Annotated in this window: 18 protein-coding genes; 13 read left to right on the top strand and 5 right to left on the bottom strand. The window is 65.4% G+C overall.

The genetic code is table 11. The features are described from left to right. Nucleotides 1-2 precede the first annotated feature (2 nt). The 4 genes from NCT32_RS26500 to NCT32_RS26485 all read left to right on the top strand — a co-directional run bounded on the left by NCT32_RS26500 (nucleotide 3) and on the right by NCT32_RS26485 (nucleotide 3,268). Nucleotides 3-725 (top strand): bifunctional 2-polyprenyl-6-hydroxyphenol methylase/3-demethylubiquinol 3-O-methyltransferase UbiG, encoded by a 723-nt coding sequence (locus tag NCT32_RS26500; protein WP_061116462.1) that lies wholly within the window; start codon nucleotides 3-5, stop codon nucleotides 723-725. Nucleotides 726-804: 79 nt separating this feature from the next. Then, nucleotides 805-2,010, top strand: a complete 1,206-nt coding sequence (locus NCT32_RS26495) for a beta-ketoacyl-[acyl-carrier-protein] synthase family protein (RefSeq protein WP_061116461.1) — start codon at nucleotides 805-807, stop codon at nucleotides 2,008-2,010. After that, nucleotides 2,007-2,804: a beta-ketoacyl synthase chain length factor gene (locus tag NCT32_RS26490; protein WP_061116460.1), complete on the top strand. Its 798-nt coding sequence runs from the start codon at nucleotides 2,007-2,009 to the stop codon at nucleotides 2,802-2,804. The genes NCT32_RS26495 and NCT32_RS26490 overlap by 4 nt, the downstream gene beginning before the upstream one ends. Beyond that, the gene (locus tag NCT32_RS26485) at nucleotides 2,801-3,268 is read left to right on the top strand and encodes a hypothetical protein (protein ID WP_061116459.1); all 468 of its coding nucleotides are present in this window, start codon (nucleotides 2,801-2,803) and stop codon (nucleotides 3,266-3,268) included. Before NCT32_RS26490 ends, NCT32_RS26485 begins: the two co-directional genes overlap by 4 nt. Here the strand turns inward: NCT32_RS26485 and NCT32_RS26480 are convergent. The 5 genes from NCT32_RS26480 to NCT32_RS26460 all read right to left on the bottom strand — a co-directional run bounded on the left by NCT32_RS26480 (nucleotide 3,241) and on the right by NCT32_RS26460 (nucleotide 8,579). Beyond that, complete coding sequence (locus tag NCT32_RS26480) at nucleotides 3,241-4,017, bottom strand: class I SAM-dependent methyltransferase (protein WP_061116458.1); 777 nt, start codon at nucleotides 4,015-4,017, stop codon at nucleotides 3,241-3,243. The genes NCT32_RS26485 and NCT32_RS26480 overlap by 28 nt on opposite strands. A gap of 101 nt (nucleotides 4,018-4,118) precedes the next feature. Next, on the bottom strand, nucleotides 4,119-4,781 hold the full coding sequence (locus NCT32_RS26475) for a hypothetical protein (RefSeq protein ID WP_061116457.1): 663 nt from the start codon (nucleotides 4,779-4,781) through the stop codon (nucleotides 4,119-4,121). Between the two features lie 226 nt (nucleotides 4,782-5,007). Then, nucleotides 5,008-5,589 (bottom strand): flavin reductase family protein, encoded by a 582-nt coding sequence (locus NCT32_RS26470; protein ID WP_061116456.1) that lies wholly within the window; start codon nucleotides 5,587-5,589, stop codon nucleotides 5,008-5,010. Nucleotides 5,590-5,865: 276 nt separating this feature from the next. Continuing rightward, on the bottom strand, nucleotides 5,866-7,251 hold the full coding sequence (locus NCT32_RS26465) for an MFS transporter (RefSeq protein WP_061116455.1): 1,386 nt from the start codon (nucleotides 7,249-7,251) through the stop codon (nucleotides 5,866-5,868). A 236-nt stretch (nucleotides 7,252-7,487) separates the two neighbouring features. Then, on the bottom strand, nucleotides 7,488-8,579 hold the full coding sequence (locus tag NCT32_RS26460) for a porin (protein WP_061116454.1): 1,092 nt from the start codon (nucleotides 8,577-8,579) through the stop codon (nucleotides 7,488-7,490). 298 nt (nucleotides 8,580-8,877) lie between these two features. On the opposite strand from NCT32_RS26460, the gene NCT32_RS26455 reads away from it, so the two are divergent. The 9 genes from NCT32_RS26455 to NCT32_RS26415 all read left to right on the top strand — a co-directional run bounded on the left by NCT32_RS26455 (nucleotide 8,878) and on the right by NCT32_RS26415 (nucleotide 17,689). Next, nucleotides 8,878-9,456, top strand: a complete 579-nt coding sequence (locus NCT32_RS26455; RefSeq protein ID WP_061116453.1) for a UbiX family flavin prenyltransferase — start codon at nucleotides 8,878-8,880, stop codon at nucleotides 9,454-9,456. Nucleotides 9,457-9,650: 194 nt separating this feature from the next. Further along, nucleotides 9,651-10,838, top strand: coding sequence for an FAD-dependent monooxygenase (locus NCT32_RS26450; protein WP_061116452.1), 1,188 nt, complete (start codon nucleotides 9,651-9,653; stop codon nucleotides 10,836-10,838). Between the two features lie 44 nt (nucleotides 10,839-10,882). Further along, on the top strand, nucleotides 10,883-11,398 hold the full coding sequence (locus NCT32_RS26445; RefSeq protein ID WP_250477846.1) for a VOC family protein: 516 nt from the start codon (nucleotides 10,883-10,885) through the stop codon (nucleotides 11,396-11,398). Then, nucleotides 11,395-12,741: a fumarylacetoacetase gene (gene fahA, locus NCT32_RS26440; protein WP_061116450.1), complete on the top strand. Its 1,347-nt coding sequence runs from the start codon at nucleotides 11,395-11,397 to the stop codon at nucleotides 12,739-12,741. Before NCT32_RS26445 ends, fahA begins: the two co-directional genes overlap by 4 nt. Then, nucleotides 12,738-13,505 (top strand): alpha/beta fold hydrolase, encoded by a 768-nt coding sequence (locus tag NCT32_RS26435; protein ID WP_061116449.1) that lies wholly within the window; start codon nucleotides 12,738-12,740, stop codon nucleotides 13,503-13,505. Before fahA ends, NCT32_RS26435 begins: the two co-directional genes overlap by 4 nt. Nucleotides 13,506-13,529: 24 nt before the next feature. After that, complete coding sequence (locus tag NCT32_RS26430; protein ID WP_250477845.1) at nucleotides 13,530-14,348, top strand: xanthine dehydrogenase family protein subunit M; 819 nt, start codon at nucleotides 13,530-13,532, stop codon at nucleotides 14,346-14,348. 21 nt (nucleotides 14,349-14,369) lie between these two features. Further along, nucleotides 14,370-14,837, top strand: a complete 468-nt coding sequence (locus tag NCT32_RS26425; RefSeq protein ID WP_061116447.1) for a carbon monoxide dehydrogenase subunit G — start codon at nucleotides 14,370-14,372, stop codon at nucleotides 14,835-14,837. Between the two features lie 12 nt (nucleotides 14,838-14,849). After that, nucleotides 14,850-15,359, top strand: coding sequence for a (2Fe-2S)-binding protein (locus NCT32_RS26420; protein WP_061116446.1), 510 nt, complete (start codon nucleotides 14,850-14,852; stop codon nucleotides 15,357-15,359). Continuing rightward, nucleotides 15,356-17,689 carry a xanthine dehydrogenase family protein molybdopterin-binding subunit gene (locus NCT32_RS26415; RefSeq protein ID WP_061116445.1) on the top strand — a complete coding sequence of 778 codons (2,334 nt, stop codon included), beginning with the start codon at nucleotides 15,356-15,358 and terminating at the stop codon, nucleotides 17,687-17,689. The genes NCT32_RS26420 and NCT32_RS26415 overlap by 4 nt, the downstream gene beginning before the upstream one ends. Nucleotides 17,690-17,710: the final 21 nt, after the last annotated feature.

The following is a 17,710-nucleotide window of genomic DNA, read 5'->3' as shown; positions in this document are numbered from 1 at the left end:
GCATGGTGCCGAACGCGCTCATCGAAACCGCCAGCCGCCCGTATCGCGCGGCGGGCCGCTTTGCGTGGCACTTCGCGTCGGCCAAGCTGCGTCACGATCCGTTCTTCGCCTACATCCTCGCGCACGGCCTGATTCCCGATGGCGCGCGCATCCTCGATCTCGGCAGCGGTCAGGGTCTGCTCGCCGCGTGGCTCATCGGCGCGCGCGCGTGGCATCGCGATCACGCGGATCAGGCGTGGCCCGCGAACTGGCCCGCGCCGCCCGCGCCGCAATCGATCTACGGCATCGAACTGACGCCGCGCGACGTCGACCGGGCTCGAATCGCGTTGCGAGGGAATGAGGCGCGCGTTCGCTTCTTCTGCGATGACATTCGCGTGACGCCGTTTCCACAGGCCGATGTCGTCGTCGCGTGCGATGTCCTGCATTACGTCGATTCGAACGCGCAGGAAGCCGTGCTGCACCGCGTGCGCACGAGTCTCGCTTCGGGCGGCATGCTTCTGCTGCGTGTCAGCGATGCCGCCGCGGGCTGGCGCGCGAGCGTGGATCGCGCCGTCGATTTCGGCATGCAGCTCGCCCGTTCGGGACGCACCAGCGGATTGACGGTGCGCAGCGAGGCGCAATGGCTCGCGCTGCTCGGCGAGCTGCGCTTCGATGTGACGATCTGTCCGATGGGCAACGGCACGCACATGGCCAATCGTCTTTTGATTGCAAGGACCGCCGGCTGACGCGCGTCCGGGCAGAAAGACCCGTTTGTTACAATTCATCCCATTCGAAACCCGCCGCACATTGGGAATCCAAGCCGTAGTGAACCCTCTTCTGCTTACGCATTTCACCGCCACGAGCTGCGCGGGCCGTGGCCTCGAAGCGACGCTTGCCGCGCTGTCGGCGGCACGCAGCGGACTCGCCCCGTGCGATTTCCAAGGCGCCGCGCTGCGCACGTTCACGGGCCGCGTCGCCGGCATCGAGGACGCGCCGATCCGTGCGGAGCTCGCCGAATTCGACTGCCGCAACAACCGCCTCGCACAACTGGCGATGACGCAGGACGCCTTCGACGAACGCGTGCGCGAAGCGATCGAACGATACGGCGCGCAACGCATCGGCGTATTCATGGGCACCAGCACGGCGGGCATTCTGGAAACCGAGCTCGCCTACCAGCGGCGCGACGCGCAAACCGGCGCGCTGCCCGCCGACTTCAATTACGCGACCACGCACAATCCCTACTCGCTCGCCGGCTTCGTGCGCGCGTACTTCGGGCTGCGCGGACCGGCGGTGTCGGTGTCGTCGGCGTGCTCGTCGGGCGCGAAGGTGTTCGGATCGGCGCGCCGCATGCTCGAAACCGGCCTGATCGATGCAGCCGTGGTCGGCGGCGTCGATACGCTCTGTCTCACGACGCTCTACGGCTTCAACTCGCTCGAATTGCTCGCGCCCGGACCGTGCAAACCGTTCGACGTGAAGCGCGACGGCATTTCCATCGGCGAGGCGGCGGCGTTCGGCTTGCTCGAACGGGACGCGGCCGGCCACGCCGATGACGACACGATCCGCCTGCTCGGCATCGGCGAATCGAGCGATGCGTATCACATGTCGTCGCCGCATCCCGAAGGACTGGGCGCGCGCATGGCGATGGAACAGGCGCTCGCGAGCGCCGGCCTCGATGCAGGCGATATCGGCTACGTGAACCTCCACGGCACCGCGACGCCCAGCAACGACGCCGCCGAAAGCCGCGCGCTCACGAGCCTCTTTTACCGCGTGCCGTGCAGCTCGACCAAGGGCGCGACGGGTCACACGCTCGGCGCGGCGGGCGCGCTCGAAGCGGTGATCGCGGCGCTCGCCTTGCGGCACCAGATGATTCCGGCGGGCGCCACCACGAGCGAGCCGGACCCCGCGCTCGGTCTCGATTACGTGCTCGAAACGCGCGGCGCACCGTTGCGCGCGGTGCTCTCCAACTCGTTCGGCTTCGGCGGGACGAACTGCAGTCTCGTGTTCGGGCGCAAGGGAGCGGGCTCGGCATGACTCCATTGCTTGCTTATATCGAAGGCGTCGGCATGATCGGGCCGGGACTCGCCGACTGGCCTCATGCCGCCGACGTGCTGGCGCAGCGTGCCGCACGAGTCGCCTCGCAGACCGTGCTGCCCGCGCCGGCGAGCCTGCCGTCCGCCGAACGCCGCCGCACCGGGCCGGTCGTGCGCGCGGCGCTCGCGGCCGCGCACGAAGCGGTCGCGCAAAGCGGCCGCGACGCCGCGACGCTCGCCGCCGTGTTCGCGGCATCGGGCGGCGATGGCGGGAATTTTCATGCGATCTGCGAAACCCTCGCGAGCGACGAACCGCAACTCTCGCCGACGCGCTTTCACAACTCCGTCCACAATGCGCCCGCGGGCTACTGGAGCATCGCGACTCGCGCGATGGCCGCATCGAACGTGCTGTGCGCGTACGACGGCAGCTTCGCGGCGGGCTTGCTGGAAAGCCTCGCGCAAGTGAGCGTCGATGGCGCCGCGACGCTGCTCGTCGCCTATGACACGGACTATCCGGAGCCATTGCGCCGCGTGCGCCCGATCGCGGATGCGTTCGGCGTCGCGCTGGTGCTGGCGCCGCGAAAGAGCGAGCGCACGCTCGCGCGCATCGAGGCGCGTCTCACGGATGCGAACGCGTCCTCCTTCGCCGATGCCGATATCGAAGCGCTGCGCCTGTCGAATCCCGCCGCGCGCGCGCTGCCGTTGCTCCAAGCGCTGGCGTGCGGGAAAACATCGCAGGTCGTCCTCGATTACCTCGACGGCACGCAACTCGCCGTGGACATCGACCCGTCATGACGGCGGCTCAGGTTCTCGATCACGACTGGATCGCCGCGCGCATTCCGCATAGCGGCGCGATGTGTCTGCTCGACGCGGTCGTCGCGTGGGATGCGCAACGCATCCGCTGCGCCGCGACGAGTCATCTTCACCCGGACAATCCGCTGCGCTCGAAGGGGCGGCTCGCGCCGGTGTGCGGCATCGAATACGCCGCGCAGGCGATGGCGGCGCATGGCGCGCTCGTCGGCGATGAAGGCAAGCGGCCGCGCGTCGGCATGCTGACCAGCGTGCGTGGCGTTCAGACGCACGTCGAGCGGCTCGATACGCTCGATGGCCCGCTCGATATCGAAGCCGAGCGCATGGGCGGCGACGACAACACCGTGCTGTACCGCTTCACCGTTCATTGCGCGGGACGCTTGCTGTTGAGCGGACGCGCCGCCGTGATCCTCGACGCGGCTCAGGCCGCCGGTTTCGTCGCGCAATAAGCGGAGAAGATGCCGAGTTCGACATCGCGGCGCACGTTCGCAAAGCCCGCGCGTTCGATGGCAGCGATCACGGCGGCGGGCGGCACGCACGCCTCGATCGTGTCCCAGTAATAGCGCATCAGTTCGACGCTTTCCCCTTTCCTTCCGACGATGCGGGCGATCATCGGCACGACGCCGCGCATGTAGAACTTCAATGCCGCGACGCCGACACCGTGCGCTGGCCGCGTGATCTCGAGCACGCAGAGCTGTCCGCCGGGCGCGAGCACGCGAAAATATTCATCGAAGGCTTTTGCGAGATTGCTGACGTGCCGAAGCGCGAAACCCATGCTGAGGAAGTCGTAAGCGGCACTGTCGCACGGCAGATCCTCCGCGGTGCCGATGCGTGTCTCCACGCCGATCGGCAGATGCGCCTCGCCGACCATGCCCGGACTCGGATCGACACCCGTGACGAGCGACGGATCGCCCGTGATCGCGACCGCTTCCTTCGTGACGAGCCCGGTGCCCATGCCGACGTCGAGCACGCGCATGCCGCGCGCGAGACCCGCCGACCGCAGCGCCCGGTTGCGATACCACGCGCCGGAGCCGAAGGCCATTGCGCGCTCGATGGCGTCGTAATCGGAGGCGGTGCGGTCGAACATGGCGCGCAGCCAGAGGCGCCTGCCGGGTTCGTCGGAATAGTAGGCGGTGAGCGGCTCGTGCGGGGCTTTATTGCCGGTTTCGTCGAGTTCTTTGCGCCGGGGGGAAGTCATTGGGTCTCCTGTGACTATTCGTGCGCCTGCAAGCTGCCGTCGCACGTTTTTATCACAGGGCGATCGAGGGCGTCACCCTCGCTCGCGCGCATGAATTCCGATCATTCGACGACAACCTCGCTCCGCACGGCCATCTCGGGCGCCGGCAACGTGAGCGTCAGCGCCTTGCGCGCGCGCATCAGCGAGTTGCGCACGCGCCGCTCCGGGCGGCTGAACATGCCGCCGCCCACCAGTGCGACGAACGACGCGATGAGAGGCACCGCGAGCAGCATCGTCGAGAATTTGAAGAGGCCGAGCTTCAGCGGGCTGCACGATGCCCATGCGGACCAGGCGACCGCGAACCCGATATACGCGATGGCCGCGGGCGCGCCCGCCAGCTCGGGCATGCCGATGCGTTGCGCGAGCGGCATCGGAAAGATCAGAACGAAGAGCGCAATACTCGACATCGCATGAACGAGCAGCGCGCGCCGCCGCTTCAGGAGGCTCGCGAGCGACCAGAACGCGAGCACGAGCACGAAAGGCGGACACGCAGCCACCACGGCTGCGAGCGCGAGATACATCACGACGCCGCTCATCAGATTGCGCAGATAGCCTTCCGACGACGCGTAATACACCATGTACCCCGCCGCGAGCGCCGCCACGCACGCGACGAACGCGGTGATGCCGCCCTGGCCGTCCGGCGAAACGACGAGCCTCAACATCGGGAGACTCGTGAAGCCGACCAGATAAATCAGGAACCGCACGACCGAAAAACGCTGTTTCATACCCGACCCCATTCCCCTGACGGTGCGAGCGGTCGCTTACGAGACCTGTCCTCGCCCATCTATCGCCCGCGTCCGAATTCGAATGACGGATCGCAAGCTCGAAAACGCCGCCGCGATTAGCCTGTCGGTCTTTCGCGGTCGACGTCTCTTTATCGACGGGGAAACGGGAAGCTTTAGCCCTTCGATGCGGGCTGGAGCGGGCGCACTAAACGCCCTGAGGTGGACATCAGCGCGTGAGCGGCTTCGCCTGCTCCATCGACGACGCGCGCACGAACTTGCCCGCGCCCAGATGGTGAATCGTATGCAGCGGCTGGTTCGAGTCGTCGATGACCCAGTGTCCGTCGACGAACACGCGCGCATCCGCGGCGGCGGCGACGACTTCCGCGAAGCAGGTGTCGTAGGCGTCTTCCGTGTGCTTCTCGTCGATGAGCCTGCATTCGAGCCACGCCGCGCAGTTTGTTTCGATGAGCGGCAGGCCGAGCACCGGCCCGGCTACCGTCTCGATGCCGAAGGCTGCGAACTTGTCGATCTCGCGCCCGCTCGTCGAACCGACCGCGTAGGTGAGGTCGATCATCGCGGCGCCGGGCACGATGAGGCCGAACGTGCCACTCGCGGCAGCCAGTTCGCGCGTGTAGGTGTGTTTGTCGATCACTACGGCGACGCGCGGCGGCGTGAACTCCACCGGCATCGACCAGGCGGCGGCCATCACGTTGCGGCGCCCGCCATGTGCGCTGGTGACGAGGACGGTCGGACCGTGGTTGATGAGACGGCTGGCGTGCTCCAGCTTGACGGGACGAAAGTGGCTCATGGTTTTACGAATGCAAAGGACAATGCGCGTGATTGTATGCGGCGTTCAAAATGCACGCCGGGCGACGCGTTCGTTCGGAGGCGCGTGGTGCTTGTGCTTTTGCAACGTTGCACAGCACTTCGGAAGCCTTCTCATGTCCATTGCTTTCTGACGGAGTGTCATCGCGCTTGCAGCGTACGCCGTGTCGCATGCCTTTCGATGCCACAACCATGAGATTTATCTGCCGCGCCGCCGTGCGGAAGGCCCGGCGGCGCGCCGAGCCGCGAGATTACGTGATCAAGAGTCCTGCACCAGCGAACCCTGCGCCGGTTCGACGGCCGTCTCGACGTTCCGCGGTTCGCCGAAGCGCGCGCGATAAAGCAGCGCGAGGATCGTCGAGAACACGGCGGCAATGAGGAACAGCAGCGAGGCCGCATAGAAAAGCTGCGTGACGGGCAGGTGCATCGACAGCAGCAGGCCGCCGATCACGGGCCCGGACACCGAGCCTATCTTGCCCACCGAAATCGCACTGCCGACACCCGCCGAGCGGAACGACGTGGGATAGATCATGCCGGCCACCGCATAGAGCCCGTACTGCGCGCCCACCACGCAAAAGCCGGTAGCGAACACGGCGAGCATGAGCCAGCCCTGCGACGAGCCGTGGCCGAGCGCCGCGACGACCGGAAGGCCGATGACGGGCAACGAAATGATCGCCGCGACACCATGACGATCGACGAAGCGGCAGAGCACGAGACCACCGATCACGCCACCCACGGAGAACATCATCGTGATGAGCCCCGCGCCGCGCGGGTCGATGCCCATGCCCTCCATCAGAATCGGCAGCCAGTTCTGCAGGAAATACAGCGCCATCGAGTTTGCGATGAACACGATCCACAGCAGCGGCGTGATGGCGGCGAGACCATCGGAGAAAATCAGCTTCAGCACGAAGCGCTGTTTCTCGCGCACTTCGCCGGCCACGAAGTGCGCATCGGCGGAAATTTTCAGATCGGGGCGCAGGCGCGTCATGAGTTTGCGCAGCATCTGCGGATCGCGCTGCCGCAGCACGAGCAGCTTCGCGGACTCCGGCAACATGAAAATCAGCAGCAGCGCAACGAGCACCGAGCCGACGCCGCCGACCGCGAACATGACAGGCCAGCCAAAGCGATGAATCAGCGACGACGACACCACGCCGCCCGACCCCGCACCGATGGAGAAGCCCGAGAACATCAGCGTGACCCATGTGGCGCGCAGGCGCTTCGGCGCATATTCTGCGACCAGCGCAACCGAATTCGGCACCACGCCGCCCATGCCGATGCCGGCCAGAAAGCGCAGCAGCATCAGTTCCTGAAGCGAAGTCACCCACACCGAAGCGTAGGTCAGCGCACCGAAGAAAAGGCTGCCGATGATGATCGCCTTCTTGCGCCCGAGCCGGTCACCGAGATAGCCGAAGATGAACGAGCCGATCAACGTCCCGAAGAGGCCCGCGCCGAACACAGGTCCGAATCCGCCGCGCGCGACGTGCCAGTCCTTGATGATGGCGGGCGCCGCGAACGACACGGCCGTCTGATCGTAGCCGTCCATCAGCATGATCAGGAAACACCAGAAGAGCAGACCGGCGGCGAAGCGCCCCGTCTTCTGCTCTTCTATCAATGTCGCAATGTTGAAAGTCCGGTCTGCTTGCATGTATGTCCCGTGTACCTCGTGCGGACGGACGCACCGGTCGGGCGCGTCCGCTCGCACTGCTGCTGAATGTCTCTCATGACGGCGCCGTGGCCGGAGTGACAATATAAGAGTCGGCCCCGCGCGGCTCAATCAAAAAGAAACGATGAAGCGATCGAAATAAGTGATGAATCCGCCTCGCACGCTCGTTCGCGCGCCGTTTGCACTCCGTTTCATCGCACGATGACGCCTCCATGTCTTCAAAACAGATGGTTGACGCCGATGCGCGCGACCGTCTGGCTGCCGCTCGTCGAGGGCTGATAGCCGAACTGCGCCGCGCGCGCGCCGGGACCCGAAGCGCGTTGCAGGCCCACGCCCGCGTACACCTGTGTGCGCTTCGAAAGGTAATCGGTCAGGAACAGGTTGTACTGGTTGATCGTGAGACCCTGAAACAACGAGTGATTCCCGGATACCCCGAGGATGAAAAAGCCCAGGCTGCCGACCAGTTCCGTGTTCACGCCGGCCTGATAGTTGTTCAGCGTGGCCGAGCCTTGCGCGTTCTGTAGCTTGACGCCGGAATACGTGACGTGCGGCGTGAAGATGCCTATCTTCACCGAGGCCCCGGCGGCGAGCGTGCTGTATCGGCTGGCGTTGAACATCGTGCCCTGCCTCAACGGCTGGCCGAGCAGCGAGTTCAGGCTGAAGGTGCCGAAGATATCGGCCGTGCGGTTATGGGACATCGTGTACGCGATGCCGAAATTCACCGCGCCGCCCGAATATTGCGCGCCGATGCTGTATTGACGCCCCGCGCTGAAATCGCCCGCCTGATTGCCGAAACTGTTCATCGCGCCCAGCTGGAAACCGTGGAAATCGATCGACTCGTACTTCACGGCGTTGTTGAGCGCGTGCGTATTCGCGAGGCCGTCCAGATTGCCGGGCGTGTAGTACGAGGAGATGCCCGGCACCGAGTTGTTCAGCCGCCCGACATATTGATAGATGTAGTCGTTGATGTTCCCGAAACTCAGCGAGCCCCAGCGATCGTTCGACAGGCCCACGTAGGCATCGCGATTGAAGAAGCTCGTCGGATTGATCTGCGCGCCGGTGTTGGTCAGAAAGCCAGATTCGAGCCGCGCGAACGCCGTGTTGCCGCCACCGAGGTCCTCCTTGATCAACAGTCCCCAGCGATCGGGCTGACGCTTGCCTGCCGATTCCTGGTACAGGCGCTTGCCCTGAGAGTTCGATACGAAATCGACACCGACGTCGATGCTCCCATACAGCGTCACAGAAGACTGCGCCCACACGGGGCCAGTCAGTATCGCGGCGCAGCCGCCGACGAGCAGACAAGTTCTCAACCGAAGTCTCCAATTTTTTTATCGTTGGCCGGTCGCTCGTCGGCGCCGGCTTCCTGCATCCCACCGTGCTGCGGATCATCGTTCGGAACCCGCTCTGCCCGATGCGGAACCGAGTTTAACCACTTCAATTCGCGTTTTGAATCACGAGTTATTTATCAATCAATAGAACATCTTGAATATTCACTCAGGGTCTTTACCGATCGATCCAAAAAAGCCCTATAAGTTATCCGGGAGATTGAATCGCCGTGCTAACATCCGCGACGTTTTGATTCCATCACGGTTAAAACGGAGAGCACAGATGCATTTCAGCGCAGTACAGCCCAGGCGCATGATCGTGGGCATCAGCGGCGCATCGGGCGTCGTCTACGGTGTACGGCTGCTGCAGTTGCTCAGGCAGCTCGACATCGAATCGCATCTGGTGATGAGCCGCTCCGCACAGGTCACGCTCGCGCACGAGTCGCCCTACAGCGTCGCCGATGTTCGCGCGCTCGCCACGGTCACTTATCCGAACACGGACATCGGCGCGGCGATTTCGAGCGGGTCGTTCCCTGTGATGGGCATGATCGTCGCGCCCTGCTCGATCCGCACGCTCTCGGAAATCGCCACGGGCGTGACGAGCGGCCTGCTCTCGCGCGCCGCCGACGTCACGCTCAAGGAGCGCCGCCGGCTCGTGCTGATGGTTCGGGAAACGCCGCTGCATCTCGGCCACTTGCGCAGCATGACGAGCGTGACCGAAGCCGGAGCAATCGTCTATCCGCCGGTGCCGGCATTCTACGCGAACCCCGAATCGCTCGACGACATGGTCGATCACACCATCGGGCGCGTGCTCGATCTCTTCGGCATCGAAAGCGCGGTCGTGCATCGCTGGGGCATGTGAGATTCATGCGCGTGCGCTCGCGCATTATCAATTTTCATTGATAACTCGTTCGAATTCTTTTGCTTCTTTAGCGGATGACGTTCCTTTAAAGTGGTTCCGTTTTAAAACGAAACCCCATTTAAAAGATTTATCTATCGAATGATAAATCTTCTCGATAAGAGACAGCGTCAATACGAAAGAGGTCGAAAGGTCGAATGAAGATCGTCATTGCAGGAGCCGGTATCGGCGGCTTGACGGCGGGAGCCGCATTACTAAGAGCGGGTTTCGACGTCACCATCCTTGAACAGGCGAAAGCTCTCGGGGAAATCGGCGCGGGCGTGCAACTGAGCCCGAACGCCACGCGCGTGCTTTACCGGATCGGCGTCGGCGAGCGCCTCGAAAGTCTCGCGTGCGAGCCGCCCGGCAAGCGCGTGCGTCTCTGGAACACGGGGCAGACCTGGCCGCTCTTCGATCTCGGGGCGGCATCGCGCGAAGTGTACGGTTTTCCCTATCTGACCGTGCACCGCGCGGATCTCCACGAAGCGCTCGTCGATGCGGTGCGCGCGTGTAGCCCCGATGCGGTCAGGCTCGATCACAAGGTCGAGTCGATCGTGCAGAAGGACGGGCGTGTCGAAGTGCAGACCGTCTCGGGCGCCCCCTTCGAAGCGGATTTGCTGATCGGCGCGGACGGCGTGCACTCGCGCGTGCGCCGCGCGCTCTTCGGCGCGGACGAGCCGGTCTATTCGGGCGTGATGGCATGGCGCGGCGTGATCGACGCCACGAAACTGCCCGAGCATCTGCGCACGCCTTACGGCACCAACTGGGTTGGACCGGGCGCCCACGTGATCCACTACCCGCTGCGCGGCCACAAGCTCATCAACTTCGTCGGCGCGGTGGAGCGCGAGGGCTGGCAAGTCGAGTCGTGGTCGGAGCGCGGCACCATCGACGAATGTCTCGCCGATTTCGACGGCTGGCACGAAGACGTGCGCACGATGATCTCGGCCATCGACGTCCCGTACAAATGGGCGCTCATGATTCGTGAGCCGATGCCACGCTGGAACTCGGGCAACGCCACCTTGCTCGGCGATGCCTGTCATCCCACGCTGCCGTTCCTCGCGCAAGGCGCGGGCATGGCGCTCGAAGACGGTTATCTGATCGCGCGCTGCCTCGCGCGCCACGCAAACGATCTGCCGCATGCGCTCGAACGTTACGAGTCGCTGCGCCTCGAGCGCACGGCGCGCATCGTGCGCGGCTCGGCGGCGAACACCAAGCGCTTTCACAATCCGGCGCTCGCGCATGCGCAAGGCGCAGCGGATTACGTCGATCGCGAGTGGAGCGAGGAGCGCGTGAAAGAGCGCTACAACTGGCTGTTCGAATACGACGTCGACGCCATCGAAGTCTGAGCGGGCATAGCTCGCCTCAACACGCCGCCTCAAGGAGACACAGCATGTCCGACCATTTGCCGCCGGTGCGCGGCCTGCATCATTTCGCCTGGCGTTGCCGCAATGCCGAAGAAACGCGTCACTTCTACGAGGACATCCTCGGCCTGCCGCTCGTTCATCTGATCCGCCTCGACCGCGTGCCGAGCACGGGCGAATATTGCCCTTACGTGCATCTGTTCTTCGAGATGGCGGACGGCTCGAACATCGCGTTCTTCGATCTCGGCGACGAAACGGCCGCAGAGCCTTCGCCGAACACGCCGCCGTGGGTGAACCATATCGCGCTGCGCCTTTCCACGCTCGACGATCTCGAAACGATGAAGCAACGTCTCGTGGCTCACGGCATCGAGGTGCTTGGCATCACCGATCATCACTTCGTGCGCTCGATCTATTTCTTCGATCCGAACGGCTTGCGGCTCGAACTGACGGTGCCCGTCGCGTCGACTGAAACGCTCGCTGCCTATCGAAGGGAAGCGCGCCCCGCGCTCGACGCCTGGGCCAGCAAAGGAAAAAGCGTCGCATGACCGCGCTCAACTCGACTCATGATCCGGCCCGGCGCAGCTGGATCGACTCGGCGAATCTCTCCGACGCGGACTTTCCGATCCAGAACCTGCCGCTCGGCGCGTTCTCGCGCGATGGCGCGGCGCGTGCGGGCGTGGCCATCGGCGAACATGCGGTGGACTTGCATGCGCTCTTCGACAGCGGTCTGCTCGCGGCCGGCAGCGATGCGGCGATTGCCTGCGAAGCCACGCGTGACGGCACGCTGAATCGCCTGATGGCGATGCCGCAGCGCTACGCGAGCGCTTTGCGCGCCGCGCTGTCGGATCTGCTGAAAAGCGATGCGCCGCAGCGCGCGCGCATGCAGCAACGAGCCGACGCCCTGCTGCCGCGCATCGACACGCTCGAACTGCGCCTGCCGTGCGAAGTCGGCGACTACACCGACTTTCTCACGTCGCTTCATCACACCGAGCGCCACGGCCGCTACAAGGGCCTCGCCGATCCGCTGCCGCCCGCGTTCAAGTCGCTGCCGATCGCGTATCACGGCCGCGCTTCGTCGCTGCGCGTGAGCGGCGGCGACGTGCGCCGTCCGAACGGCCAGTATCGCGATGCGAACGGGCAGATCGTGTTCGGCCCCGCGCCCGCGCTCGATTTCGAGCTGGAGCTGGCGGCGTGGATCGGCGAGGGCAATGCGTTCACGCAACCGATCGCCGTCGACGATGCACACGCGCACATCTTCGGCTATTCGCTGCTCAACGACTGGTCCGCAAAAAGCATCCAGTGGTTCGAACAAGTGCTCGGTCCGTTTCTCGGCAAGAGCTTTCATTCGAGCGTGTCGCCGTGGATCGTCACGTCGGAGGCGCTCGCGCCGTTCCGCAAAGCGCCGGTCGCGCGCGCCGTGGATGATCCGCCCGTCATGCCGCATCTGCATGGCGCGCGCGATCGGCAGCAAGGCGGGCTGCATCTGGAACTGCACGCGCATTTGTCGACGCGCCAGTTGCGCGAAGCCGGCGCCGCGGACCTGCGCATCACGAAAACGCATCTCGACAATCTGTACTGGACGTTTGCGCAGATGGTCGCGCATCACACGAGCAACGGCTGCAATCTGCGCGCGGGCGACCTGCTCGGCAGCGGCACGATTTCCGGCGCGGACGATGCCGCGCGCGCCTGCCTCACCGAACTCACCAACGCCGGCCGCGACCCGCTTCGCCTGCCCAACGGCGAGACACGCACCGCGCTCGAAGACGGCGACGAAATCGTGTTGAGCGCGCGCGCGACGAAGCCGGGCGCGGTGTCGATCGGCTTCGGCGAATGTCGCGGGCGCATTGCGCCGGCGTTCGTGCCGCGGCCAACGGAGGTTGCGGCATGACGCAGGCGTTCAACGGTTACACGCAGCTCGGCCACGGCCCGCGCAAGGTGCTTGCGATGAACGGCTGGTTCGGCAGCGCCGATGACTGGCAGCCGCTCGTGCCCGCACTCGATACGGATGCCTTCACCTACGTGTTCTTCGACTATCGCGGCTATGGCCGCTCGCGCGAGCGACACGGCGCATTCACCTTCGAAGAAGCCGCAGAGGACGTGCTCGCGCTCGCCGACCAGCTCGGCTGGGACACCTTCAGCCTCATCGGTCATTCGATGGGCGGCGTCGCGATTCAGCGCGTAATGCTCGCCGCGCGCGGACGCATCGATCGCATGGCGGGCGTGTGCGCGGTGCCCGCGTGCGGCTCGCGCATGGACGAAACGCGCCTCGCCGGGTTTCGTGCGGCTGTCGACGATGTCGAACGGCGCGCGGCGATCATCGCGTTCTCGACCGGCAATCGCCTTGCACCGCGTTTCACCGCGCATCTTGCGCGGGAATCGCAACGCCAATCGCGCGCGCAGGCATTCGCGGGCTATCTGCCGCACTGGGCGGCGAGCGATTTTTCCGCCGAGGTGACGGGCAACGAGACGCCCGTGAAGCTTTTCATCGGCGAGCACGATCCGTCGCTCACCGCCGACGTCATGGATCGCACCTGGCTCGCGTGGTATCCGCGCGCGAGCATCGAAACGCTCGCGAACGCGGGACATTACCCGATGTACGAAGTGCCGGTCGCGCTAGCGACCGCATTGGAAAACTGGCTGAAACAGGCCTGACGGCCACCGGCCGCGGGAGACTTCATGTACGAAACCCTTTACCTGCGCGCGTCCTCGCTCGATGAAGCGCTCGGCCTGCTGCGCGAACACGAGGACGCCCGGCCGCTCTCCGGCGGGATGACGCTGGTTCCCACGCTCAAGCAGCGTCTCGCCGCGCCTTCGCATCTGATCGATCTCACGCGCATCGAGTCGATGCGCGGCGTGAGCGTCGAAAGCGGCGTGCTGCGCGTCGGCGCGCTGACGAAGCATGCGGAAGTGGCCGCTTCGCCCGTGGTGATCGCGGCGATCCCCGCGCTCGCGCAACTCGCGAGCGTGATCGCCGATCCGCAAGTGCGCAACCGCGGCACGATGGGCGGCTCGGTCGCGAACAACGACCCCGCCGCCGATTATCCGAGCGCCGTGCTCGCGCTCAACGCACAGGTGCTCACTTCGCAGCGCCGCATCGGCGCCGACGATTTCTTCGTCGACACCTTCGAGACCGCGCTCGAACCCGGCGAGCTCGTGACCGAATTCGAGTATCCGCTTCCGTTGCGCGCCGCCTATGCGAAGTTCCGCCAGCCGGCGTCCGGTTATGCCGTGGTGGGCGTGTTCATCGCGCAGTTCGCGGATGCGATTCGCGTCGCGGTGACGGGCGCGGGCGCGTCGGTGTTCCGCTGGCTCGAGGCCGAAGCCGCGCTTGCCGCCGATCTGTCCGAAGCCGCGCTCATCCCGCTGAAGATGGATGCCGCCACCCTGCCCGACGACGCCAACGGCTCGTCCGCGTATCGCGCCCATCTGATCGAAACCTACACGCGCCGCGCATTGCTGGCGCTGCTGGCGCAGCCGCTGCGCCAGCCCGCCTAAACCGTTTTCAGGAGACAAGACATGGAGTTCACCGGATCGCAAACCATTGCCGCCTCGCGCGAGCAGGTATGGAAGGGCTTGAACGATGCCGCGGTGCTGCAGGCATGCGTGCCCGGCTGCGAAGAGTTCGTCGCACAAAACGACGACGAGTACAGGGCCGTCGTGATCGCGTCGGTCGGACCCGTCAAGGCGCGCTTCAAGGGCACGCTCTTGCTGTCGGAGCGCGACGGCCCGAACGGTTACAAGATTCTCGGCCAGGGCGAAGGCGGCATCGCGGGCTTCGGAAAGATGAGTGCGACGGTCACGCTCGCCGACGCCGACGAAGGCGGCACGCTTCTCACGTACGTCGCCGATGCGCAGGTAGGCGGCAAGCTCGCGCAGATCGGCTCGCGCCTCGTCACATCGGTGGCGAACAAGCTCGCGGCGGAGTTCTTCAAGCGCTTCAACGCGACGATGAGCGCAAACGCAAGCGCCGCCGCCGCACAGTAAGCGAGGTGAACCATGGCTGAAATCCAACTACGGGTGAACGGCGAGGACGTGACGCGCGAAGTGCCCGACGAGACGTTGCTCGTCGAGTTTCTGCGCGAAACGCTGCGTCTCACGGGCACGCATGTCGGTTGCGACACGAGTCAATGCGGCGCGTGCACGGTGCATCTCGACGGCGTCTCGGTGAAGTCGTGCACGGTGCTCGCCGCGCAGGCGAGCGGCGGCGCCGTCACGACGGTCGAAGGGTTGCGTAAAGACGAGAATGCTCCGCTGCATCCGGTGCAGAACGCGTTCGTGCAATGCCACGGCCTGCAATGCGGCTTCTGCACGCCGGGCATGATCATGTCGTCGAGCTTCTATCTGCGCCAAGAGCCGTCGCTCGACGAAGAGAGCATCTGCCACGCGCTCGAAGGCAACATCTGCCGATGCACGGGCTATGTGAACATCATCGAGGCCGTGCGTCATGCGGCGCACGCGATGTATCCGTCGCTCGGCGATGCCACCACCGAGGACGCCACACGATGATCGGCCAACCCATCCCGCGCCTCGAAGACCGGCGCTTCGTGACCGGCAACGGCCAATACACCGACGACCTGCGCGTCGAGGGCCAGGTTCATGCGGCGTTCCTGCGCTCGCCGCACGCTCACGCCGCGCTGCGCTCGATCGACGTATCGGCCGCGCGCGAGGCGCCCGGCGTGATCGCGGTGCTCGTGGGCCAAGATTATCTCGACGACGGCTTTCAGGGCGTCGATCACGTGCCCAATCCCATCGATGCTATCGACGCCACGAAGAAGGCCTTCCTGACTTCATCGACCGGCGAGATCTTCAACCAGCTGCATGTTCCGCTGCCGATCGACCGCGTGCGTTACGTCGGCGAGGCGATCGCGATGGTGATCGCCGACACCGCCCTCGCCGCGCGCAACGCGACGGAAATGATCGAGGTCGATTACGACGTGCTCGGCGCCGTCGTCAATGCAGCCGATGCGATGCAGGAAGGCGCGCCGCGACTGTGGGCGGGCGCGGCGCACAACCTGTGCTTCCAGACGCAGATCGGCGATCGCAACGAAGCGCGCCGCATCATCGCGGATGCGCCGTTCGTCCTCACGCGCGAGTTTCATCACAGCCGCGTCGTGAATTGCCAGATGGAGCCGCGCGCCGCGATCGGCGTGTTCGATGCCGAAAGCGGCGCTTACACGCTGATCTCCGGCAGCCAGGGCGCCGTGCGCCAAAAGCTCTGCCTCGCCGCCGCGCTCAAGGTGCCGCCGTCACAGGTTCGCGTCGTCTGTCCCGACACGGGCGGCGGCTTCGGCCCGCGTTCGTTCATCTACGTCGAGCAGCTTGCCGTGGTGTGGGCCGCGCGCCGCATCGGCCGGCCGGTGAAGTGGACGAGCGATCGCAGCGAAGCGTTCCTCTCCGACTATCAGGGCCGCGACCAGATCGTGCGCGCCACCTTCGGTTTTTCGCGGGACGGCCGCATCCTCGCCATCGACAACGAATGGATCGGCAATGTCGGCGCGCATACGGTGTCCTATGTGCCAATGTCCAATGGCACGCGCATCATGACGACCGTCTATGACGTGCCGCTCGCCGCCGTGCACATCAGCGCGGTGATGACCAACACCGTGCCGACCGCGCCCTATCGCGGCGCGGGCCGCCCCGAAGCGACGCACGTGATCGAGCGCATGCTCGACCTCGCGGCGGCGGAGCTCGGCCTCGACCGCGCGGAGATCCGCCGGCGCAATCTGATCGCGCACGAGAAGCTGCCGTACCGCAGCCCGATGGGCCTCACCTACGACAGCGGCGAATTCGCGCGCAACATGGCGCGCGCGCTCGAGCTCGCGCAATGGGACGGCTTCGAGGCGCGGCGCGCCGCCTCGCGCGCGAACGGCATGCTGCGCGGCATCGGGCTTGCGAACTACGTCGAGTCGCCCGTGGGCGCGCCGCGCGAGCGCATCGAACTGACCGTGCTGCCGGAAGGCCGCATCGATATCGTGTCCGGTACGCAGTCCACCGGCCAGGGCCACGAAACGACGTTTGCGCAGGTCATCGCGCAGCATCTCGGCGTGCCGATCGCGTCGATCGCGCTGCGCACCGGCGATACCGCGTTCGTGAGCGTGGGCGGCGGCAGTCATTCGGACCGCTCGATGCGCCTCGGCGGCATGCTGCTCGTCGATACCGCCGCGCAGATCGTGATGCTCGGCAAGCGCGTCGCAGCCGAGCTGTTCGATGTCGCGCCGGAGCACGTGAGCTTCGCTAACGGCGTGTTTTCCGATGCAGCTTCATCGCGTGAAATCGGCCTCTTCGAGGTGGCCGCCCACGTCGCGCGCGACGGTCTGCCGGGCGAGCGCGCCAAGCGCACGCTGTACGCCGAGGCCGAAGTGAACACGCGTGTCCCCGCGCATCCGACGGGCGCGGCCGTGTGCGAACTCGAAGTGGACCCGGACACGGGCGTCGTGAAGCTCGTCAATTACACGTCGGTCGACGATGTCGGCCAGCCGATCAATCCGCTGATCGTCGAAGGCCAGGTGCACGGCGGTCTCGCGCAGGGTATCGGACAGGCGCTGTCGGAAACCTGCTATGTCGATCGCGAAACGGGCCAGGTGCTGAGCGGCTCGTACATGGATTACGGCATGCCGCGCGCAGGCGTGATTCCCCGACTCAACCTCGAACTGACCGAAGACCCGACCCACGGCAATCCGCTGCGCGTGAAGGGCGGCGGCGAGAGCGGCATCACGCCCGCCACGGCGACGATCTTCAACGCGCTCGCCGACGCGCTCAGCGAATACGGCACCGACGAACTCGCGATGCCCGCCACGCCGAAAGTCGTGTGGGAATTCATCCACCGCGACGCATGAACACGCTCGACAAGGAGACCG

Origin of the sequence: Caballeronia sp. INML2, assembly GCF_023631365.1 — a bacterium.
GTDB classification, from domain to species: domain Bacteria; phylum Pseudomonadota; class Gammaproteobacteria; order Burkholderiales; family Burkholderiaceae; genus Caballeronia; species Caballeronia turbans.
This window is presented reverse-complemented; position numbering and strand designations above follow the sequence as displayed.

What these genes read in the sequence shown, in the direction of transcription:
- NCT32_RS26500 (WP_061116462.1), top strand. Translation starts at nt 3, where the DNA reads ATGGTGCCGAACGCGCTCATCGAAACCGCCAGCCGCCCGTATCGCGCG.
- NCT32_RS26490 (WP_061116460.1), top strand. Translation starts at nt 2,007, where the DNA reads ATGACTCCATTGCTTGCTTATATCGAAGGCGTCGGCATGATCGGGCCG.
- NCT32_RS26485 (WP_061116459.1), top strand. Translation starts at nt 2,801, where the DNA reads ATGACGGCGGCTCAGGTTCTCGATCACGACTGGATCGCCGCGCGCATT.
- NCT32_RS26480 (WP_061116458.1), bottom strand. Translation starts at nt 4,017, where the DNA reads ATGACTTCCCCCCGGCGCAAAGAACTCGACGAAACCGGCAATAAAGCC.
- NCT32_RS26475 (WP_061116457.1), bottom strand. Translation starts at nt 4,781, where the DNA reads ATGAAACAGCGTTTTTCGGTCGTGCGGTTCCTGATTTATCTGGTCGGC.
- NCT32_RS26470 (WP_061116456.1), bottom strand. Translation starts at nt 5,589, where the DNA reads ATGAGCCACTTTCGTCCCGTCAAGCTGGAGCACGCCAGCCGTCTCATC.
- NCT32_RS26465 (WP_061116455.1), bottom strand. Translation starts at nt 7,251, where the DNA reads ATGCAAGCAGACCGGACTTTCAACATTGCGACATTGATAGAAGAGCAG.
- NCT32_RS26455 (WP_061116453.1), top strand. Translation starts at nt 8,878, where the DNA reads ATGCATTTCAGCGCAGTACAGCCCAGGCGCATGATCGTGGGCATCAGC.
- NCT32_RS26450 (WP_061116452.1), top strand. Translation starts at nt 9,651, where the DNA reads ATGAAGATCGTCATTGCAGGAGCCGGTATCGGCGGCTTGACGGCGGGA.
- NCT32_RS26445 (WP_250477846.1), top strand. Translation starts at nt 10,883, where the DNA reads ATGTCCGACCATTTGCCGCCGGTGCGCGGCCTGCATCATTTCGCCTGG.
- fahA (WP_061116450.1), top strand. Translation starts at nt 11,395, where the DNA reads ATGACCGCGCTCAACTCGACTCATGATCCGGCCCGGCGCAGCTGGATC.
- NCT32_RS26435 (WP_061116449.1), top strand. Translation starts at nt 12,738, where the DNA reads ATGACGCAGGCGTTCAACGGTTACACGCAGCTCGGCCACGGCCCGCGC.
- NCT32_RS26430 (WP_250477845.1), top strand. Translation starts at nt 13,530, where the DNA reads ATGTACGAAACCCTTTACCTGCGCGCGTCCTCGCTCGATGAAGCGCTC.
- NCT32_RS26425 (WP_061116447.1), top strand. Translation starts at nt 14,370, where the DNA reads ATGGAGTTCACCGGATCGCAAACCATTGCCGCCTCGCGCGAGCAGGTA.
- NCT32_RS26420 (WP_061116446.1), top strand. Translation starts at nt 14,850, where the DNA reads ATGGCTGAAATCCAACTACGGGTGAACGGCGAGGACGTGACGCGCGAA.
- NCT32_RS26415 (WP_061116445.1), top strand. Translation starts at nt 15,356, where the DNA reads ATGATCGGCCAACCCATCCCGCGCCTCGAAGACCGGCGCTTCGTGACC.